This is a genomic window from Aeromonas sp. R5-3 (assembly GCF_040908225.1).
GTDB lineage: Bacteria > Pseudomonadota > Gammaproteobacteria > Enterobacterales > Aeromonadaceae > Aeromonas > Aeromonas dhakensis.
Map to the genome: position 1 here is coordinate 295,776 of NZ_JBFODH010000002.1, position 16,157 is coordinate 311,932.

At 61.1% G+C, this 16,157-nt stretch carries 16 protein-coding genes; 8 read left to right on the forward strand and 8 right to left on the reverse strand.

Annotated elements, in window-relative coordinates; all coding sequences use genetic code 11:
• The first annotated feature begins 42 nt into the window (after positions 1-42).
• The 3 genes from malF (at position 43) to AB5Y95_RS01375 (ending at position 3,805) form a co-directional block, all read left to right on the forward strand.
• The gene (gene malF / locus AB5Y95_RS01365) at positions 43-1,695 is read left to right on the forward strand and encodes a maltose ABC transporter permease MalF (protein ID WP_005299595.1); all 1,653 of its coding nucleotides are present in this window, start codon (positions 43-45) and stop codon (positions 1,693-1,695) included.
• 12 nt (positions 1,696-1,707) lie between these two features.
• Positions 1,708-2,598: a maltose ABC transporter permease MalG gene (gene malG, locus AB5Y95_RS01370; RefSeq protein WP_005299600.1), complete on the forward strand. Its 891-nt coding sequence runs from the start codon at positions 1,708-1,710 to the stop codon at positions 2,596-2,598.
• Positions 2,599-2,668: 70 nt separating this feature from the next.
• Positions 2,669-3,805, forward strand: coding sequence for an ABC transporter ATP-binding protein (locus AB5Y95_RS01375; protein ID WP_005299602.1), 1,137 nt, complete (start codon positions 2,669-2,671; stop codon positions 3,803-3,805).
• A gap of 115 nt (positions 3,806-3,920) precedes the next feature.
• Here AB5Y95_RS01375 and ppk2 read toward each other — a convergent pair whose 3' ends face one another.
• Positions 3,921-4,736 (reverse strand): polyphosphate kinase 2, encoded by an 816-nt coding sequence (gene ppk2 / locus AB5Y95_RS01380; protein ID WP_005299604.1) that lies wholly within the window; start codon positions 4,734-4,736, stop codon positions 3,921-3,923.
• Positions 4,737-4,909: 173 nt separating this feature from the next.
• Here ppk2 and AB5Y95_RS01385 point away from each other — a divergent pair, with 173 nt between their 5' ends.
• The gene (locus AB5Y95_RS01385; RefSeq protein WP_216972665.1) at positions 4,910-5,710 is read left to right on the forward strand and encodes an alpha/beta fold hydrolase; all 801 of its coding nucleotides are present in this window, start codon (positions 4,910-4,912) and stop codon (positions 5,708-5,710) included.
• A 74-nt stretch (positions 5,711-5,784) separates the two neighbouring features.
• Here the strand turns inward: AB5Y95_RS01385 and AB5Y95_RS01390 are convergent, their stop codons facing one another.
• From AB5Y95_RS01390 to AB5Y95_RS01400, 3 genes are read right to left on the reverse strand one after another with little or no spacing between them, the layout of a single operon-like run.
• The gene (locus tag AB5Y95_RS01390; RefSeq protein WP_010634368.1) at positions 5,785-6,573 is read right to left on the reverse strand and encodes a MipA/OmpV family protein; all 789 of its coding nucleotides are present in this window, start codon (positions 6,571-6,573) and stop codon (positions 5,785-5,787) included.
• A gap of 56 nt (positions 6,574-6,629) precedes the next feature.
• A complete protein-coding gene (locus AB5Y95_RS01395; protein WP_242764827.1) occupies positions 6,630-7,700 on the reverse strand; it encodes an AI-2E family transporter in 1,071 nt (356 codons plus the stop codon).
• Between the two features lie 16 nt (positions 7,701-7,716).
• Positions 7,717-7,959 carry a sulfurtransferase TusA family protein gene (locus AB5Y95_RS01400; RefSeq protein WP_017779381.1) on the reverse strand — a complete coding sequence of 81 codons (243 nt, stop codon included), beginning with the start codon at positions 7,957-7,959 and terminating at the stop codon, positions 7,717-7,719.
• A 129-nt stretch (positions 7,960-8,088) separates the two neighbouring features.
• Between AB5Y95_RS01400 and AB5Y95_RS01405 the strand changes: the two genes are divergently transcribed.
• The gene (locus AB5Y95_RS01405) at positions 8,089-9,543 is read left to right on the forward strand and encodes a M48 family metalloprotease (protein WP_010634365.1); all 1,455 of its coding nucleotides are present in this window, start codon (positions 8,089-8,091) and stop codon (positions 9,541-9,543) included.
• A 130-nt stretch (positions 9,544-9,673) separates the two neighbouring features.
• Here AB5Y95_RS01405 and AB5Y95_RS01410 read toward each other — a convergent pair whose 3' ends face one another.
• On the reverse strand, positions 9,674-10,156 hold the full coding sequence (locus tag AB5Y95_RS01410; protein ID WP_368159383.1) for a TlpA family protein disulfide reductase: 483 nt from the start codon (positions 10,154-10,156) through the stop codon (positions 9,674-9,676).
• A gap of 60 nt (positions 10,157-10,216) precedes the next feature.
• Between AB5Y95_RS01410 and arsC the strand changes: the two genes are divergently transcribed.
• Positions 10,217-10,567, forward strand: a complete 351-nt coding sequence (arsC, locus tag AB5Y95_RS01415; RefSeq protein WP_010634363.1) for an arsenate reductase (glutaredoxin) — start codon at positions 10,217-10,219, stop codon at positions 10,565-10,567.
• The gene (locus AB5Y95_RS01420) at positions 10,564-10,947 is read left to right on the forward strand and encodes a DUF2069 domain-containing protein (RefSeq protein ID WP_017781717.1); all 384 of its coding nucleotides are present in this window, start codon (positions 10,564-10,566) and stop codon (positions 10,945-10,947) included. The genes arsC and AB5Y95_RS01420 overlap by 4 nt, the downstream gene beginning before the upstream one ends.
• Positions 10,948-11,091: 144 nt before the next feature.
• On the opposite strand, the gene AB5Y95_RS01425 is transcribed toward AB5Y95_RS01420, so the two are convergent.
• From AB5Y95_RS01425 to AB5Y95_RS01435, 3 genes are all read right to left on the reverse strand, one after another.
• A complete protein-coding gene (locus tag AB5Y95_RS01425) occupies positions 11,092-12,981 on the reverse strand; it encodes a hypothetical protein (protein ID WP_368159384.1) in 1,890 nt (629 codons plus the stop codon).
• A 60-nt stretch (positions 12,982-13,041) separates the two neighbouring features.
• Positions 13,042-13,782 (reverse strand): hypothetical protein, encoded by a 741-nt coding sequence (locus AB5Y95_RS01430; RefSeq protein WP_368159385.1) that lies wholly within the window; start codon positions 13,780-13,782, stop codon positions 13,042-13,044.
• A 446-nt stretch (positions 13,783-14,228) separates the two neighbouring features.
• Positions 14,229-14,843, reverse strand: coding sequence for an ACP phosphodiesterase (locus AB5Y95_RS01435; RefSeq protein WP_095592983.1), 615 nt, complete (start codon positions 14,841-14,843; stop codon positions 14,229-14,231).
• 175 nt (positions 14,844-15,018) lie between these two features.
• On the opposite strand from AB5Y95_RS01435, the gene iadA reads away from it, so the two are divergent.
• The gene (iadA, locus tag AB5Y95_RS01440; RefSeq protein ID WP_368159386.1) at positions 15,019-16,149 is read left to right on the forward strand and encodes a beta-aspartyl-peptidase; all 1,131 of its coding nucleotides are present in this window, start codon (positions 15,019-15,021) and stop codon (positions 16,147-16,149) included.
• Positions 16,150-16,157 lie beyond the last annotated feature (8 nt).

The window sequence follows — 16,157 nt, forward strand, 5'->3', positions numbered from 1 at the left end:
CACTCTCTCAAATCTCTCTTGGCGTTATAAAGGTTAATTGGCATGGAAGTAGTACCTTCTATCGAATCCTATGCCGGTCCGAAGGATAAGCACACCTGGCTTAAGTGGACCATTGCTGCCCTGGTAGCCATCCTCAACGGTTATGCAGCCGTGATGATGTACGCCAGCGGTGAGTGGGTATTCGCTCTGCTTGATCTGGTGGTGGTCTCCGTCGGTCTGTATGTCTTCATGAACAAGAAGACCTATGCCCACCGCTATATCTTCCCCGGTGTGGCTGGCATGGTTGTTTTTATCATCTTCCCTCTTGCCTACACGATCGGCATCGCCTTCACCAACTATTCGGGATCCAACCTGCTCTCCATCGAGCAGGCGCGGGATTACCATCTGAAAAAAACCTATAAGGTGGCGGGCGGTGAATTCGATTTCACCCTCCTGGGTGGTGAGAACAATCAGTTTCAGCTGCTGCTGAAACAGGACGACCAATCCTTTATCAGTCAACCCGTTACCCTGATGAACAACAAGGCCCGTGAACTGGCTGTCCGCGAGGGCAGGGTTCATGACAAGGTACAGGTTGTTCAGCTGCAACCCCTGGCCGGTGAGGCCGTGGACCAGGTGGCGCCCATCCGGGCCATCGTCGACCACCGCACCCACCTGAGCGCACTCGATCTGGTGCTGCCGGATGGCGGAACCCACCTGACCCTGAGCAGCCTGCGCAAGTTCGCCGCCCAGAAACAGCAGTACACCCGTCTGCTGGACGGTGCCGTGCTCAAGTCCGGGGTGGTGATCAAAGACAGCAACCTGCTGCGTGACAACCAGAGCGGCGAGCTGATGCTGCCCAACGGCGACACCGGCTTCTATCAATACATCGACGAACAGGGCCAGTTTGTCGGCAAGAGCGTGGCACCAGGCTTCGTGGTGAGCGTGGGCTGGAAGAACTTCGCCCGCATCGTCACCGATCCGGGTATCCAGGCGCCGTTCCTGCAGATCTTCGTCTGGACCGTGATCTTCTCCGCCTGTTCGGTGGGCTTCACCCTGGCCATCGGCATGGTGCTGGCCTGTCTGGTGCAGTGGGAGTCTCTCAAGGGGCGCGGTTTCTACCGGGTCATGCTGATCCTGCCCTATGCCATCCCGGCGTTCATCTCCATCCTGGTGTTCAAGGGCTTGTTCAACCAGAACTTCGGCGAGATCAACCTGTTCCTGGAAGCGGCGTTTGGCATCAAGCCTGACTGGTACACCAACCCCTTCCTGGCCAAGGTGATGATCCTCATCGTCAACACCTGGCTTGGCTACCCCTACATGATGATCCTCTGCATGGGCCTGCTCAAAGCCATTCCGGAAGATCTCTATGAGGCGTCCGCCATGGACGGTGCCGGTCCGGTGCAAAACTTCTTCAAGATCACAGTACCGCTCTTGATGAAGCCGCTGACGCCCCTGTTGATTGCCTCGTTCGCGTTCAACTTCAACAACTTCGTGCTTATCCAGTTGTTGACCAACGGCGCGCCGGACATCATTGGCGCCAGCACCCCGGCCGGGACCACCGACCTGCTGGTGAGCTACACCTACCGGATCGCGTTCCAGGGCTCGGGTGGTCAGGACTACGGTCTGGCCAGTGCCATCGCCACCGCCATCTTCCTCATCGTGGGTGCGCTGGCCTTGCTCAACCTGAAATTGTCCAAAGCCGACAAGCAACTGTAAGGAGGCTTCAACATGGCAATCGTACAACCCAAATCAGTCAAATACCGGGTGTGGGCAACCCACCTGGTGATGTGGGGCTTCCTGGCATTGATCATCTTCCCGCTGATCATGGTCATCGCCATCTCGTTTAGAAACGGCAACTTCGCGGTAGGGGAGATCATCCCCTCCAACCCGACCCTGGATCACTGGAAGCTGGCGCTGGGCATGTCCATCACCAACGCCGACGGCAGCATCACGCCGCCGCCGTTCCCGGTGCTGACCTGGTTGTGGAACTCCATCAAGATCGCGGGCATCACCGCCCTGATGATAGTGGTGCTCTCCACCACCTGTGCCTACGCCTTCGCCCGCCTGCGTTTTCGTGGCAAGTCCACCATCCTGCAGGGCATGCTGATCTTCCAGATGTTCCCGGCGGTGCTGGCACTGGTGGCCATCTATGCGCTCTTCAACAAGATTGGTGACTACATCCCCTGGCTGGGTCTCAACACCCACGGCGGCCTGATCCTGGCCTACATGGGTGGCATCGCCCTGCACGTCTGGACCATCAAGGGCTACTTCGAGACCATTGACTCCTCCCTGGAGGAGGCGGCGGCCATCGACGGTGCCACCCCGTGGCAGGCGTTCCGGTTGATCCTGCTGCCGCTGTCGGTGCCCATCCTGGCGGTGGTGTTCATCCTGGCCTTCATCGGTTCCATCACCGAGGTGCCCATGGCCTCCATCCTGCTGCAGGATGTGAACAATCTGACCCTGGCGGTCGGGGCCCAGCAGTACCTCTATCCGCAGAACTACCTGTGGGGTGACTTTGCCGCAGCCGCCGTGCTGTCGGGCTTCCCCATCACGGTCGTCTTCCTGCTCGCCCAGCGCTGGCTGGTGGGTGGTCTCACGGCCGGCGGCGTGAAAGGTTAACGGTTCATGGCCGGGGGAGCCGACTCCCCCCGCCATCACGATTTGCAAAGATTCAAGAGCGGAGCTCGACATGGCTGAAGTAGTACTCAACAACGTTCGCAAAAATTACGATCCGGCTGTCCACAAGGACACCCTGCGCAATATCAACCTGGCCATCAAGGAAGGGGAGTTCATCGTCTTCGTCGGCCCGTCCGGTTGCGGCAAGTCCACCCTGCTGCGGATGATCGCCGGTCTGGAAGACATCACCAGCGGCGAGCTGACCATCGGCGGTCGCTACATGAACGACGTGCCGCCGGTAGAGCGCAACGTGGGCATGGTGTTCCAGTCCTACGCCCTCTACCCGCACATGAACATCTACGAGAACATGGCCTTCGGCCTCAAGCTCAAGAAGATGGACAAGGAGAACATCCACAAGCGGGTGATGCGCGCCGCCGAGATCCTGGGTCTCGAGCCGCTGCTGGACCGCAAGCCCAAGGCGCTCTCCGGCGGTCAACGCCAGCGGGTCGCCATCGGCCGCTCCATCGTGCAGCAGCCGCAGGTGTTCCTGTTTGACGAACCTCTGTCGAACCTCGACGCCGCCCTGCGGGTCAAGATGCGCATCGAGATCGCCAAGCTGCACAAGGAGCTCAACTCCACCATCATCTACGTGACCCACGACCAGGTGGAGGCCATGACCCTGGCCAACCGCATCGTGGTACTGAGCCCGCTCAAGGCGGACGCGACCACCAACCTGGAACAGTTCGGCACCCCGCTCGAGCTCTACCACAACCCGGACAACAAGTTCGTGGCGGGCTTCATCGGCTCCCCCAAGATGAACTTCCTGGCCGGCGAGCTGGTGGAAATTGGCGAGCAGGAGTGCCTGGTCAAGCTGACCACGGGCGACAGCGTGCGGGTGCGGGTCGATGCCCGCCGCGGCGCGGTTGGCGACAAGGTGGAGCTGGGCATTCGTCCCGAGCACCTGGTGCCGCTCGATCACGCCCATGCCGACAGCCGCGTGAGCGGGGTGGTGCAGGTGGCTGAACACCTGGGGGCCGAATCCTTCGTCTACATGGACGTGGCGGGCCACGACTTCACCGTCAAGGCGAGCTCCGACGTGGACGTGGCCACCGGCCAGCAGTACAGCGTCGGCATTCCGGCCGAGGCCTGCTACCTGTTCGATGCCAAGGAGCAAGCCTTCCCGCGCACGGCCAAATACATCCGCACCTGACAAGGGGCGGCTGCCGAGGTTTCCTTTTCTTTATATTCAATGCCTTTTTGCCGGTCGCAAGACCGGCTTTTTATTGCCTGCCGTTTGGCGAGAACGGCAGGCGAGGTGGCAGGGATCAAGCCTCGAGCGCGGCTGTGATGTCCGGCACGAAGTGCTGGCTGGTGAGCGGCGGGCGCTCGTAACCTTCGGTGTTGATGGGGGGCAGGGTGATGGGCTCGTAGTGGATCGCCTCGTAGGGCACCTTACCCAGCAGGTGGGAGATGCAGTTGAGGCGGGCGCGGCGCTTGTCGTCTGCCTCCACCACGAACCAGGGGCAATCCTCGGTGTCGGTGTAGGTGAACATGTCGTCCTTGGCGCGGGAGTACTCCACCCAGCGCGAGCGGGACTGCAGATCCATCGGGCTGAACTTCCAGCGTTTGATGGGGGTGTTGATCCGCTCCTTGAAGCGTTTCTCCTGTTCCTCGTCGCTGACCGAGAACCAGTACTTGATGAGGGTGATCCCTGAGCGAGTCAGCATCCGCTCGAACTCGGGGCAGGCGCGCAGAAACTCGCGATACTCGTTGTCGCTGCAAAAGCCCATCACCCGCTCGACCCCGGCCCGGTTGTACCAGGAGCGGTCGAACAGCACCATCTCGCCGGCGGCGGGCAGGTGGGTCACGTAGCGCTGAAAGTACCACTGGGAGCGTTCCCGGTCAGAGGGAGCGGGCAGGGCGGTGACCCGGCAGACCCGGGGGTTGAGGGGCTCGGTGATCGCCTTGATGACGCCCCCCTTGCCGGCGGCGTCGCGGCCCTCGAACAGTACCACCACCTTCAGCCCCTCCTGCTTGACCCACTCCTGCAGCTTGACCAGCTCCTCCTGCAGATGGGCCAGGTGGTGCTCGTAGGTCTTCTTGTCCAGGCGCGGGCGTTTCTTGCTCTTGTCCTTCGGCATGATTGTCTCCTTATTGAGTCCTTTCCAGATTGCACCAGGCGGGCGTCACTGCCAAGGGGGTCGTGTTACACTGCCGCCTCACGAGCCGCCGGCAGGCAATAGAAAAAACATGACGCCAGTGATGGCGATTTGCACTGCCGTCTCATCACCGGCTGTTGGCAACAGGAGAAAACATGAAGCAAGTTATGGAGATAGCAGGCCGCCAGATGGCCTATCTGGACGAGGGGCAGGGCCCGGTCGTGCTGTTTGGTCACAGCTACCTGTGGGACAGCGCCATGTGGGCGCCCCAGGTGGAGGCCCTCAAGGGGCAGTACCGTTGCATCGTGCCCGAGCTGTGGGGCCACGGTGATTCCGATGCGCTGCCCGAGGGGGGCTGCACCCTGGCGACCCTGGCCCGCGACCAGCTGGCCCTGCTCGATGCGCTCGGCATCGACGAGTTCGTGCTGGTGGGTCTCTCCATCGGCGGCATGTGGGGCGTGGAGCTGGCGCGCATGGTGCCTGCGCGCCTCAAGGGGCTGGTGTTGATGGACAGCTTCGTCGGCCTTGAGCCCCAGATCACCTGCGAGCGCTACCTCGGCATGCTGGCCATGATCGAGCAGCTTGGCACCATCCCGGCTCCCATCGTCGAGCAGGTGGCGCCGCTGTTCTTTGCCGATCAGCCGGATGCCAATCTGATGAGCGGTTTCAAGGCGCGCCTCGCCGCCTGGCCGGCCGACAAGGTGGCCGCCATGGTGGCGGTGGGTCGCAGCTTCGTGACCCGCGAAGATCGCATCGAGTGGCTTGAAGAGATGAGGCTGCCCGCGCTGGTGATGACGGGTTGCCAGGACAAGGCCCGCCCTGTGCTGGAAGGCTACCTGATGGCCGAGGTGCTGGGCTGCCCGTTCAAGGAGATCCCGGCGGCCGGCCACATCGCCTCGCTGGAGAACCCCGCCTTCGTCAACGACGCGCTGGCCGAGTTTCTGGCCCGCCTGTGACAGTGTTCTCTGCCGGATAACAAGAAAAGGAGCCATGGGCTCCTTTTCTCTTTGGTGCGGGTGTGGTCTGGGCGTTACCAGATATAGCCGAGCCCCAGCCCGGCATAGAGTTCCCCCTGATGCTGGACGAGGGGGCTGTCCGCGATGTCGCCGTCATAGCGCTCGTAGTTGATGCCAAAGCCGCCGATCCAGTTGGCGTTGAAGCGATAGCTGCCGATGAGGGAGACCATGGGGGAGAGGGTGGTGCCGGTGTTCCACGCCGGCCTGTCCGCCCTCGCTTCGTCTTGCGAGACACCGCCGAAGTAGTAGTTGGCCAGGTTGTGGCTGCGCAGCATGACGCCGGCCCCCGGCATCAGCAGCAGCGGGCCGCGAATGATGGGGAAGTTGGCCCACAGCATCAGCTCCTGGCCATTGCTGGTGCCGGTCACGTCGCTGGTGGCCCGCACGCTCCAGAGGGCATAGGGGGTGATGAGATCGGCCCCGATCCCGGCTTCGAACTCACCTTTGCGCTTGTCGAGGCCGTGCAGGAAGGGATCATCGTCCGGATCCAGATTGCCAAAGCGCATCCGGCCGAAGGCGTAGGTGGAGAGGCCGCCATTGCGGCTCAGGTAGTAGCGGGCCCGATCCCCCAGGTACATGAGGTTGTCGCCAAAGTAGAGGGCACCCGGGATCGGCAGCAGGGTGTCATCCTGGTGCTGGTAGCGGGCCTGACCGCCGATGACGGCCCCGCCCAGCACCAACCCCTTGGGAATGGGGCTGTCGGGGCTGTCGCTGGAGAAGGCGCTGAGCGCCCCGATATCGAGATCGGCCCGGGCCGGCAGGGTGGTCAGGAGCAGGGCCGCCAGCCCCGTCCGTGTGAGCATTTGCAATATCTTCATGGACACTCCGTTGTCATCGATGGCCAGGCACGACTATCGCATTATTTGGGCACGGCGGGCAGCTCTTCGCGCTTGGGCCAGGCATTGAGCACCGCCTTGACCAGGGTGGCGAGGGGGATGGCGAAGAAGACCCCCCAGAAGCCCCACAGGCCGCCAAACACCAGCACGGCAACGATGATGGCCACCGGATGCAGGTTGACCGCCTCGGAGAAGAGCAGAGGAACCAGCAGATTACCGTCGAGGGCCTGGATCACCAGATAGGCCACCATCAGCCAGGTGAACTCGGGGGTCAGCCCCCACTGGAACAGGGCCACCATGGCTACCGGCACCGTCACCGCGGCGGCACCTATGTAGGGGATCAGCACCGAGAAGCCCACCGCCACCGCCAGCAGCGCCGAGTAGCGCAGCCCCATCAGGGCGAATGGGATATAGGTCGCCACCCCGACGATGAGGATCTCGATCACCTTGCCGCGGATGTAGTTGAGGATCTGCTCGTTCATCTCCACCCAGACCCGGTTGACCAGGGTGCGGTTGCGCGGCAGGAAGCGGCGCAGCCCCCCCATCAATATCTCTTTGTCCTTGAGCATGAAGAACACCATCAAGGGCACCAGGATGGCGTAGATGAGGATGGCCACCACGTTGATGAGGGAGCCGAGGGAGGCGGTCACCAGCTGCTCGCCCCCGCTCAGGATACGCTGGCGCATGTTGTCGATGACGGTCTCCACCAGGCTGACATCGACCAGCTCGGGGTACTGCTCCGGCAGGGTGCGCACATAGTCCTGGGCATGGGAGAGCATGGCCGGGGACTCCTTGGCCAGGTTCAGCCCCTGGCTTGCCAGGGTCGGGATGAGGCCGAGAAACGCCATGGCGGTGAGGGCGATGAACAGCAGCAGGATGAGACTGGTGGCCAGGGTGCGGGAGAGCCCGGCCCGCTGCAGCCGGCTCACCGGCCACTCCAGCAGGTAGGCCATCACCAGTGCGACCAACAGTGGCGCCAGCAGATCGCCAAACAGCCAGAGCACGGCGAAACAGGCCGTCAGCAGCAGAAACAGGGTGACGGCATCGGGATCGGAGAAGCGGGTCTGATACCAGCGCTTGATGACTTCTAACATGGCGACATCCTTTACGTTACTGGGGCTGGCTGTGGTGCCTGGCCCCGACCACCAACTGCAAAGAGAGGGTATTGTCCGGCGCTTCCTGCAAGGTGAAGGGGTGACCCTGGCGCTGCAGATAGGCGGGAATGTCCTGCCGGGAGCCGGCATCGGCCAGCCGGATGGCGAGGGCTTGACCGGTTTTGGCCTGGCGCAACCAGAGCTTGAGCCGGATCAGCGGCTCGGGGCAACGCCAGGGGGTCAGGTCGAGGTATTCCATGGAGGCTCCATCGCGCGTGATGGCGGCTATTATGGCCGTGATGAGAGCGCGAAACAACGCTTGTAGCCCTTGATGGGCAAGGGTATTCTGCCGGTGTCCCGGTAGGGTCTGATTGGAGATAGAGATAACGTGGCACGCTTTTCCCCCCTGATGGCATCGCTCCCCCTGCTGGCTTCCCTGATGGGCGCCACTTTCCATGCCCAGGCCAGCAACCAGCTTCCCGATATCGGCACCGCCGGGGTGGCCGCCCTGCCCATCGAGCAGGAGGTGCGCTACGGCAACGCCTTCATGCGCTTTGCCCGGGCCGGTTTGCCGATCATAGATGATCCCGTGTTGAGCCAGTACATCGACGATCTGGGCCAGCGGCTGCTCTCCAACGCCGACGGCGTGCGCTTCCCGTTCACCTTCTTCCTCATCAACGACCCCAGCATCAACGCGGCCGCCTTCCTCGGCGGGCGGGTCAAGGTGCACACCGGCCTGTTTCTCTATGCCGACAGCGAGAGCGAGCTCGCCTCGGTACTGGCCCACGAAATCACCCACGTGACCCAGCGCCATATCGCCCGCTACATGGAAGCGCAGGCGAGCAGCTCCGCCATGACCCTGGCCGGCCTGGTGGGCTCCATTGCGCTGGCGGTGATCAACCCCACCGCGGGGATCGCCGCGCTGCAGACCACGCTGGGTCTCTCCATGCAGTCCGCCATCAACTACACCCGCGACAACGAATACGAAGCGGACCGGATCGGCATGAAGACGCTGTATGACGCCGGTTTCGATCCCATGGGCATGGCCAACTTCTTCCAGAAGCTGGCGGCCGAGTATCGCTACGCCAGCAAGCCCCCTGAGATGCTGCTGACTCACCCGCTGCCGGAGACCCGGATCAGCGAGGCGCGCGCCCGGGCGGGCAGTTATGGCCGTCGCAATCTGCCACCCAGCCTCGACTTCTGGCTGGCCAAGGTGCGCATTCAGGTGCGTTTTGGCACCGAGAGCCCGCAGGCCCTGCTCACCTATTTCGACAACCGGTTGCAGAAGGGGGACTACCCGCTCAAGGATGCGGCCATTTACGGCAAGGCGCTGGCGCTGCTGCAGCTCAAGCGCACCGACGAGGCCGACGCCCTGATGCAGGAGCTGGCGACTCGCCACCCGGAAGATCTGTTCGTGGTGGACGCCCTCACCGACATCGACTTGGCCAAGGGGCGCAGTGCCCAGGCCATCGCCCGGCTCGAGAAGTTCCGCACCCGCATGCCGGACAACGAGGTAGTGGTGGTGAACCTCGGCAACGCCTACCTGGAAGGGGGCAACTACAAGAAGTCCATCGCCATTCTCGACCCCTATGCCCGTGAGCACGAAGAGAACAACCTGGCCTGGAGCCTGCTCTCCGATGCCTATCGCAAGGCGGGCAGGATGACCGAGCTGCACATGGCGCGCGCCGAGATGCTCTCCCTGCGCGGTGACTACCAGGCAGCCATTGACGAGCTGATCGTGGCGCGCGGCACCACCAACGACAAGTTGACCTTGGCAAGGCTGGAGGCGCGCATCACCGAGCTGGAGCGGGCCAAGAAGGATCTCGACAGCCTCAAGGGCTGACGGGCCAGCGGTTCTCACACACGACAAGGGCGCACCAGGGGGCGCCCTTGTCGTTGATGCAGGTTGCCGATGGGCAACAACGGGGGGAAGGGTGGGGAAACAGAGCGGCCGGCGGCAAGGGGTCAGGCGTTCAGTGGCCAGCCGGCTTGACTGAGGCCCTGAGGGCCTCGACCCGCGATGGGGTGAGCTCCCCCACCAGGCTCTGCTGGAGGTTCCCTTTGCCATCGAGCAGATAGCTGGTGGGCAGCCCGGCGGGGCGAGGGAAGGGGAGGCTCGCCTCCTGCCGGGGGATGAGCAGCGGCACCCTGATGTGGTACTGCCCGGCCAGTTCGCCGAGCTCGGCCGGTGTGGTCGGGTCGTAGTTGATCATCACCACGGTGATCTCTCCCTCCCGCGCCAGCGCCTCCAGCAGCGGCAGCTCCCGCAGGCAAGGGGCGCACCAGGGGGCGAAGTAGTTGACCAACAGCGGCTTGCCGGCAAAGTCGGCCAGGGCCACCGGCAGGTGCTGGCTGTCGGTGAACTGGGGGGCCGGGCTGCAGGCCGTCAGCAGACCGGCCACAATCAGCCAACAAATTCGTTTCAATTCCTGCACTCTCGCGCTTACCCTGACCATCAGTTTCCCCTACAATAGCGCCGTTTCTTGTCCCATCTTGCGATTAATCAGGGAGTTATCATGAGCGAGACCCAAATCTACCACAATCCGCGCTGCTCCAAGAGCCGTGAAACCCTGGCCTTGCTGGAACAACACGGGATCGCCCCGGCTGTGGTGCTCTATCTGGAGCAGGCCCCGAGCGAGGAAGAGATCCGCACCCTGCTGAGCCAGCTGGGATTCAGCGATCCGCGCCAGCTGATGCGCACCAAGGAAGATCTCTACAAGGAGCTGGGGCTTGGCGAGGTGAGCGGTGACGCCCTCATTCGCGCCATGCACCAGAATCCCAAGCTCATCGAGCGCCCCATCGTCATCAAGAACGGCCAGGCCCGCATCGGCCGCCCGCCCGAGCAGGTGCTGGAGATCCTCAAGTGAGCACCCGCTTCGCCCGTCTGCTGACTCTGGTCGGCTTCTTTGGCCTGCTGGGCTGGGTGCTGCTGTGGCACCTGTGGCTCTCGCCCCACCCGGACCTCAACCCCTGGCTGTTGCCGGTGATCTGGACGGTGCCGCTGCTGTTCCCGCTCAAGGGAATAGTGCAGGGCAACCCCTACACCCACGCCTGGGGCAACTTCGTGCTGATGCCCTACTTCCTGCACGCCCTGACCCTGATCACCACGGATGAGGGGGAGCGGTGGCTGGCGGTGGTGGAGCTGGTGTTCACCGTGCTCGCCTTTATCGGCACCATCTATTACGCCCGCCTGCGCGGCCGCGAGCTGGGGCTGAGCATTCGCAAGAAAAAGGATGCCGACAGCTGACCCGCTGGGTTTCTACCCTGGCTTGCAGGGGAAAACGGGCTGTCGCTGCGACCACAGTGCAGAGCGCGCATCCAAATGAAAAGTCCCTGCCAAGGCAGGGACTTTTTTATGGCTTGAGTGGCCTTGGCTGCGCTTGCCGTTCGCTTAGAAATGAATGGTCAGCTGGGGCGCTTTGGCCGGGGTTGCCTCCGAGGTATAGACATATTTATCGTAGAAACTGGCATAACCGGGATCGAGCGTGAAGCTCAATCTTGGTTGTTCATAGGTATTGCCACTCCCCGTTTTTGCCCTGTCCAGGGCGGCATTGAACAAGTCAGTGACATCAACCCAGGCCACCTGTTCACTGGAGTAGGTGATTTGGTCGCTGAACTTGGGCCGGTACTCTTTCCAGCTGTTTTGTCGCATCGCCCAGGTTGAGGCGTTGGCGCTGAAGAAGTAGTAACTCCAGTAACTGGAAATATATACGGTGCCGGGATCGTACTGCTCAATTCTCAATGAAACCGAGCTCGGTTTTCTGTTGCCATATTTGGCAACATATTCACCCAGGTTGAATGAGAGAAATCCCCAGGTCATGGCAGGATTGTAAGCACCATCGGCGCCGAGAGTCAGGTTGCTGTTTTGAGACTGACTGACTTGTTTGGGATCATAGGTATAATAGGCCATGTCTTCATCGGCATAGATGGCATAGGTGCCATCGCTTCTGACCTCATGGGGCTTGTTATATTCCCCTTCTGCCGCGCAATAGTTCTTTATGGTGACCTGACTTGATGGTGCACCGAGACGAATATCAAGACCTTGCTTGGGAGTCAGCGTCACATTGCCCAGTTGTCCTGAATTGATCAGGCGCTTGGCATCGCTATCCGGATCCAGCGTGTCCTTGGTATAACTCAAGGTGGCGGGATACTCTTTCATGGTCAAATAATAGGGAACGAATTTGCCCTCGGCGTCCGTTTTATTCACCATGGCAATGTCTTTATTCAAGATGTTGTCATGGAGGGTGGCGGAATTATTCTTCGCCGTGACGATCAGGGAGATGCTATCCACAACCCCTTTTCCTCCCTTGAATGAAATGCTCGGGCGCTTGCTGTTCAAGCGGTCGTACAAATACATCAAGGGCACGTCATCGGTGACTACGGTATACAGCTTGGAACTGCTGCCATTGGTAGACATAGCGGCATAGGAGAAGCTGTCATTATTGCCGTCTATATCGTGAAGGTTGGTGAACTGCGGGGTGACATCAGCGCTGACCAGATATTTGATCTTCAATCTCCCGGTGAGATTGATGCCGGTATTCTCGGTCGTGTTCCAGCCACTCATGGTCAAGCCCGACTTGGCATTGCTTGCCAGCACGACGTTGGAGGGGATGAAGGTGGTGACCAGCTTGTATCCCTGGGAGCTGGAGCGATCACTATAGGTCTTGTCGACACGGACCTTCGGGGTGGTCAACAGGGTGAACAAGCCCATGGGCTCATCATAGAGCGGGAACGAGATATCACTGGCACCATTTTCGCCAAAATCTTGCCAGGCGGTGGACAAACTGCCCGGCATTTTCAGTTTGACCGTGATGCCAGGATCTGAGGAGGTCGTTTCACCCCGCAAATACACCTCCGAGAAGGAGATTTGTGGAATGATTGGGCTGTAGCCGGGCACGGCCGCCGCCTGTGTTCCGAAGATGGATCCCACCCCAGACAGGGTGCCGGCCAGTGCCTTGAAGCCTGCCGTTACACTGCTTCCCCCCGGAGCCAGCTCCATCATGCCGCCCAGAAAGTCGCCTGCGGCACCCAGGGCATCGCTGGCCACGGCATTGGAGGTGGCGGAGTCGTTGATGCCGCCGAAGACATTCTGCAGGTCGGAGAGATTGCTGACGGTATAATTGCCGGCCTGTTCCAGGTTGTCGCTCAAGCTACCAGAGACATCCATCAGATAGGCCGCCGGATCGCCGATACCCTCGTCGGTGATATTCTGCGAGATACCGGTGGCATGCCCATACAGTTCAACATTGGCGATCGCTTTTGGACTGATCTTGATGTTCAAGTCAATCTCATCTGAACCGGCGGAACAGGGATCCAGATTCACCTGGAAGTCGGTCACCCCTCAGCCACCATCCTGCGCGTTATTGATGGCGCCAAAGCCGGTCTTGCTGCTGGAGTAGAATCGGGCATCCGCGCTCTGATTGCTGTCAAAGAGCTTGGATTTGCCAGTGGTGGAGAGCGTCACCGCAACGCCAGTGCCTATGGCATAGCCGGGGAAATATCCCATCACCCGCAGTTTTGCCGTCATCCGGTTATAGAGAATGAGATAGGGATATTGATTGGTTGAAAATGCATCATCTCCATCGGCAGACCAGGCGGACTTCGCATTGGCATAATGTTGCATCTTGTAGCCAAGATTGAATTTGAGGAGCTCCCAACCGCTATTTGGGTCCATGTCGGGAATTTTGTCTGCGATGGATCTGGCTACCCGTCTGGTGCAGCTTGTGGCAGGAGGGAGCTGATTACCCGGGCCCATGATATCCGAGGTGATGGCTGCGCCACCCGGAATATTGTAGAGCGATTCTATTTCGCAGATATAGAATGGGCTGGTCATCAACTCATCCTCTCCGCTTATCGAAGACATGCCAACTTGCAGGTGTTGGGTGCGCCAGTCGAAAATATTCTTGCGCTGTTGTTGGATTGCCGCTGCCGTATTTGGGTAGCGCGCATGATCCGGGTGGGTAATGACGGCTTCCTGTTTCCAGCGAGCATCTATATCCAGCGGGGTGGCTGCATGCGCCATCAATGGAAGCATGGCACTGACGGCCATCCATAATGTTGAATGCCTGATCTCCATTATCATAATTCTCCAGGTTTTAATCGCTATTGTAAAATCTTACAATTGACAGATATCGAGAATATTATTCTCACAATGAATATGTCAGCGGTTTTTAAATGAAGCATATCCATTACCGTGAGGGTAATAATTAATGCTGGTTAGTCAATGAGTTTTTTATTATTCTGGAGGCCGTGGATAATAGCGGCGGCGTTCGACAGACGTTTTTAGATGGAATTAGATGAAAAATAATATCAGCCAGAACTGGTGTAACATCATTTATGTGGAGCCTTCATTGGCGTTGATTTGTTGCAGCCAGAGCGATATATGAAAATATATATTCAATGAATGAAATCTTCTCCATCAAGGGTCATTGCCAAGCAAATATTCCTTACCCCAGCTCAACCGGAGTTATGCTCCCGTGAAGTACGGGGAGCGAAAGAGAGTGTGTTTGCCGTCATTTCGCGGGGTACTCATGGCTGCGGCCGTTCATCCCCGCCGCGATAGTGGACCAGCTGCTGCACGCTGAACTGCATCAGCTGGGGATAGAAGCGCAGAAAGCCCTCTTCGCACTGTTGCCAGCGGGTCGCGTCCAGGGTTGTGAGCGCTTCTCCCAGAGGTTGCGGGCGGCGCAGCCGGCGACCGATGCCGTTGAGGGCCTGCGCCAGTCCCTCTTTGCGCTGATAGGAGGCGATCCAGTCCTGCTCTGCCATCCGCTTGAGGGGTAGGGGCAGACCCTCCGGCAGCTGGGTTGCATCTGCCAGCAGGTGCCGGTAACTCTGCTGCAGGAAGCGGGGCAGGGCCTCGTCATGAAACTGCGGCCAGTGCAGGCTGAGCCAGTGGTCGTAGAGCATGTCCACCAGGATCCCGCCAAAGCGGCGCCAGGGGGCCTCGAAGCAGGCCACCGCCGCCCTGTGCTCGGGGTGGCCATCGGTGAAGGCGTCTATCTTGCGGTGCAGCCAGATCCCCTCGTCAAACGGTGCGGCGAGACCGGTGGGCAGGGCACCCTTGACGAAATCCCCCAGCAGGTTGCCGGTAAGGGAGCTGTGGGTATGGGCTGCCAGATGCAGGTGAGCCAGATAGTTCATGAAGGGGGGAACCAGCCAAAGGGATTGCCGCTGAGCCTAGCGGATCCGGCGGCCCTTGCCTATGAAAACGGCCGCCTGGCCGTGAGGAAGTGCTTCCCACCATGACCGCCGGCTGGGTAGAGTGCAGCATGGTTGGCGCTTTGTGGCGCCCATCATCATCACGAGGAGCATGCACATGTTGACCCTGATCGAAGGGGCCGAACTCTATGGTCCGACCCCGCTTGGCCGCCAGGATCTGCTGGTGGCCGATGGCCGCATCGCCTGGCTCGGGCAGGGATTGTCTGTCCCCGCCGACTGGCCGCTGACGCGGGTGGATGGTCGCGGCCGCTATCTGGTGCCCGGACTGGTGGATCCGCTGGCCCACATCACCGGCGGTGGCGGCGAGGGGGGCTTTGGTTTTCGCACGCCGGAGCTCTCGGCAAGGGAGGCGCTGAGCGCCGGGGTTACCACCCTGGTGGCGGCGCTTGGTACCGACAGCTTGACGCGCAGCCCGGCCCAGGTGCTCGGCAAGGTGCGCGAGTTTCGCGCCGCCGGGGTGAGCGCCTTCATGTATACCGGCTCCTACCATCTGCCGGTCAAGACCCTCACCGGCACGGTGGAATCGGACATCATGCTCATCCCCGAGGTGCTGGGGGTGGGGGAGGTGGCCATCAGCGATCACAGATCCAGCGCACCGACCCACCACGAGCTGGCCCGCCTGGTGAGCGAGGCGCGGGTGGCCGGGCTGCTTGCCGGCAAGAGCGGGGTGAGCTTCTTTCATCTGGGGGACGGGCGCGGGGCGCTGGCACCGCTGCGGGCCCTGCGCGATGGCACCGACATCCCGCTGCGCCAGCTCTACCCCACCCACTGCAACCGCAATCCTTGGCTGTTTGCCGAGGCCATCGAGTGGGGCCGGGCCGGCGGCTGGGTCGATCTCACCACCTCGAGCTTCCCGGACCTGCTGGACGATGGTGAGTTGCTGGCGGCCGATGCCCTGGTGGCGCTGCTGGCGGCCGGGATGCCTGCCGAGCGTATCAGCTTCAGTTCGGACGCCAACGCCAGCCTGCCGCGCTTCGACGGCGAGGGGCGCCTCATCGAGCTGCGCTGCGGCCAGATAGGCAGCCTGTGGCAGGCACTGGTGGAGAGCTGCAGTAAGGGGATCGCACTGGAGGTGGCGCTGGCAGTGGTGACGGCCAATCCGGCCAGGGCGTTGGGGTTGGCGGCCAAGGGCACGCTGGCGGTGGGGCAGGATGCGGATCTGCTGCTGATCGACCCCGACACGCTCACCATCGAGCGGGTGATGAGCGGCGGCCGCTGGCGCAGCTGAATATCGGA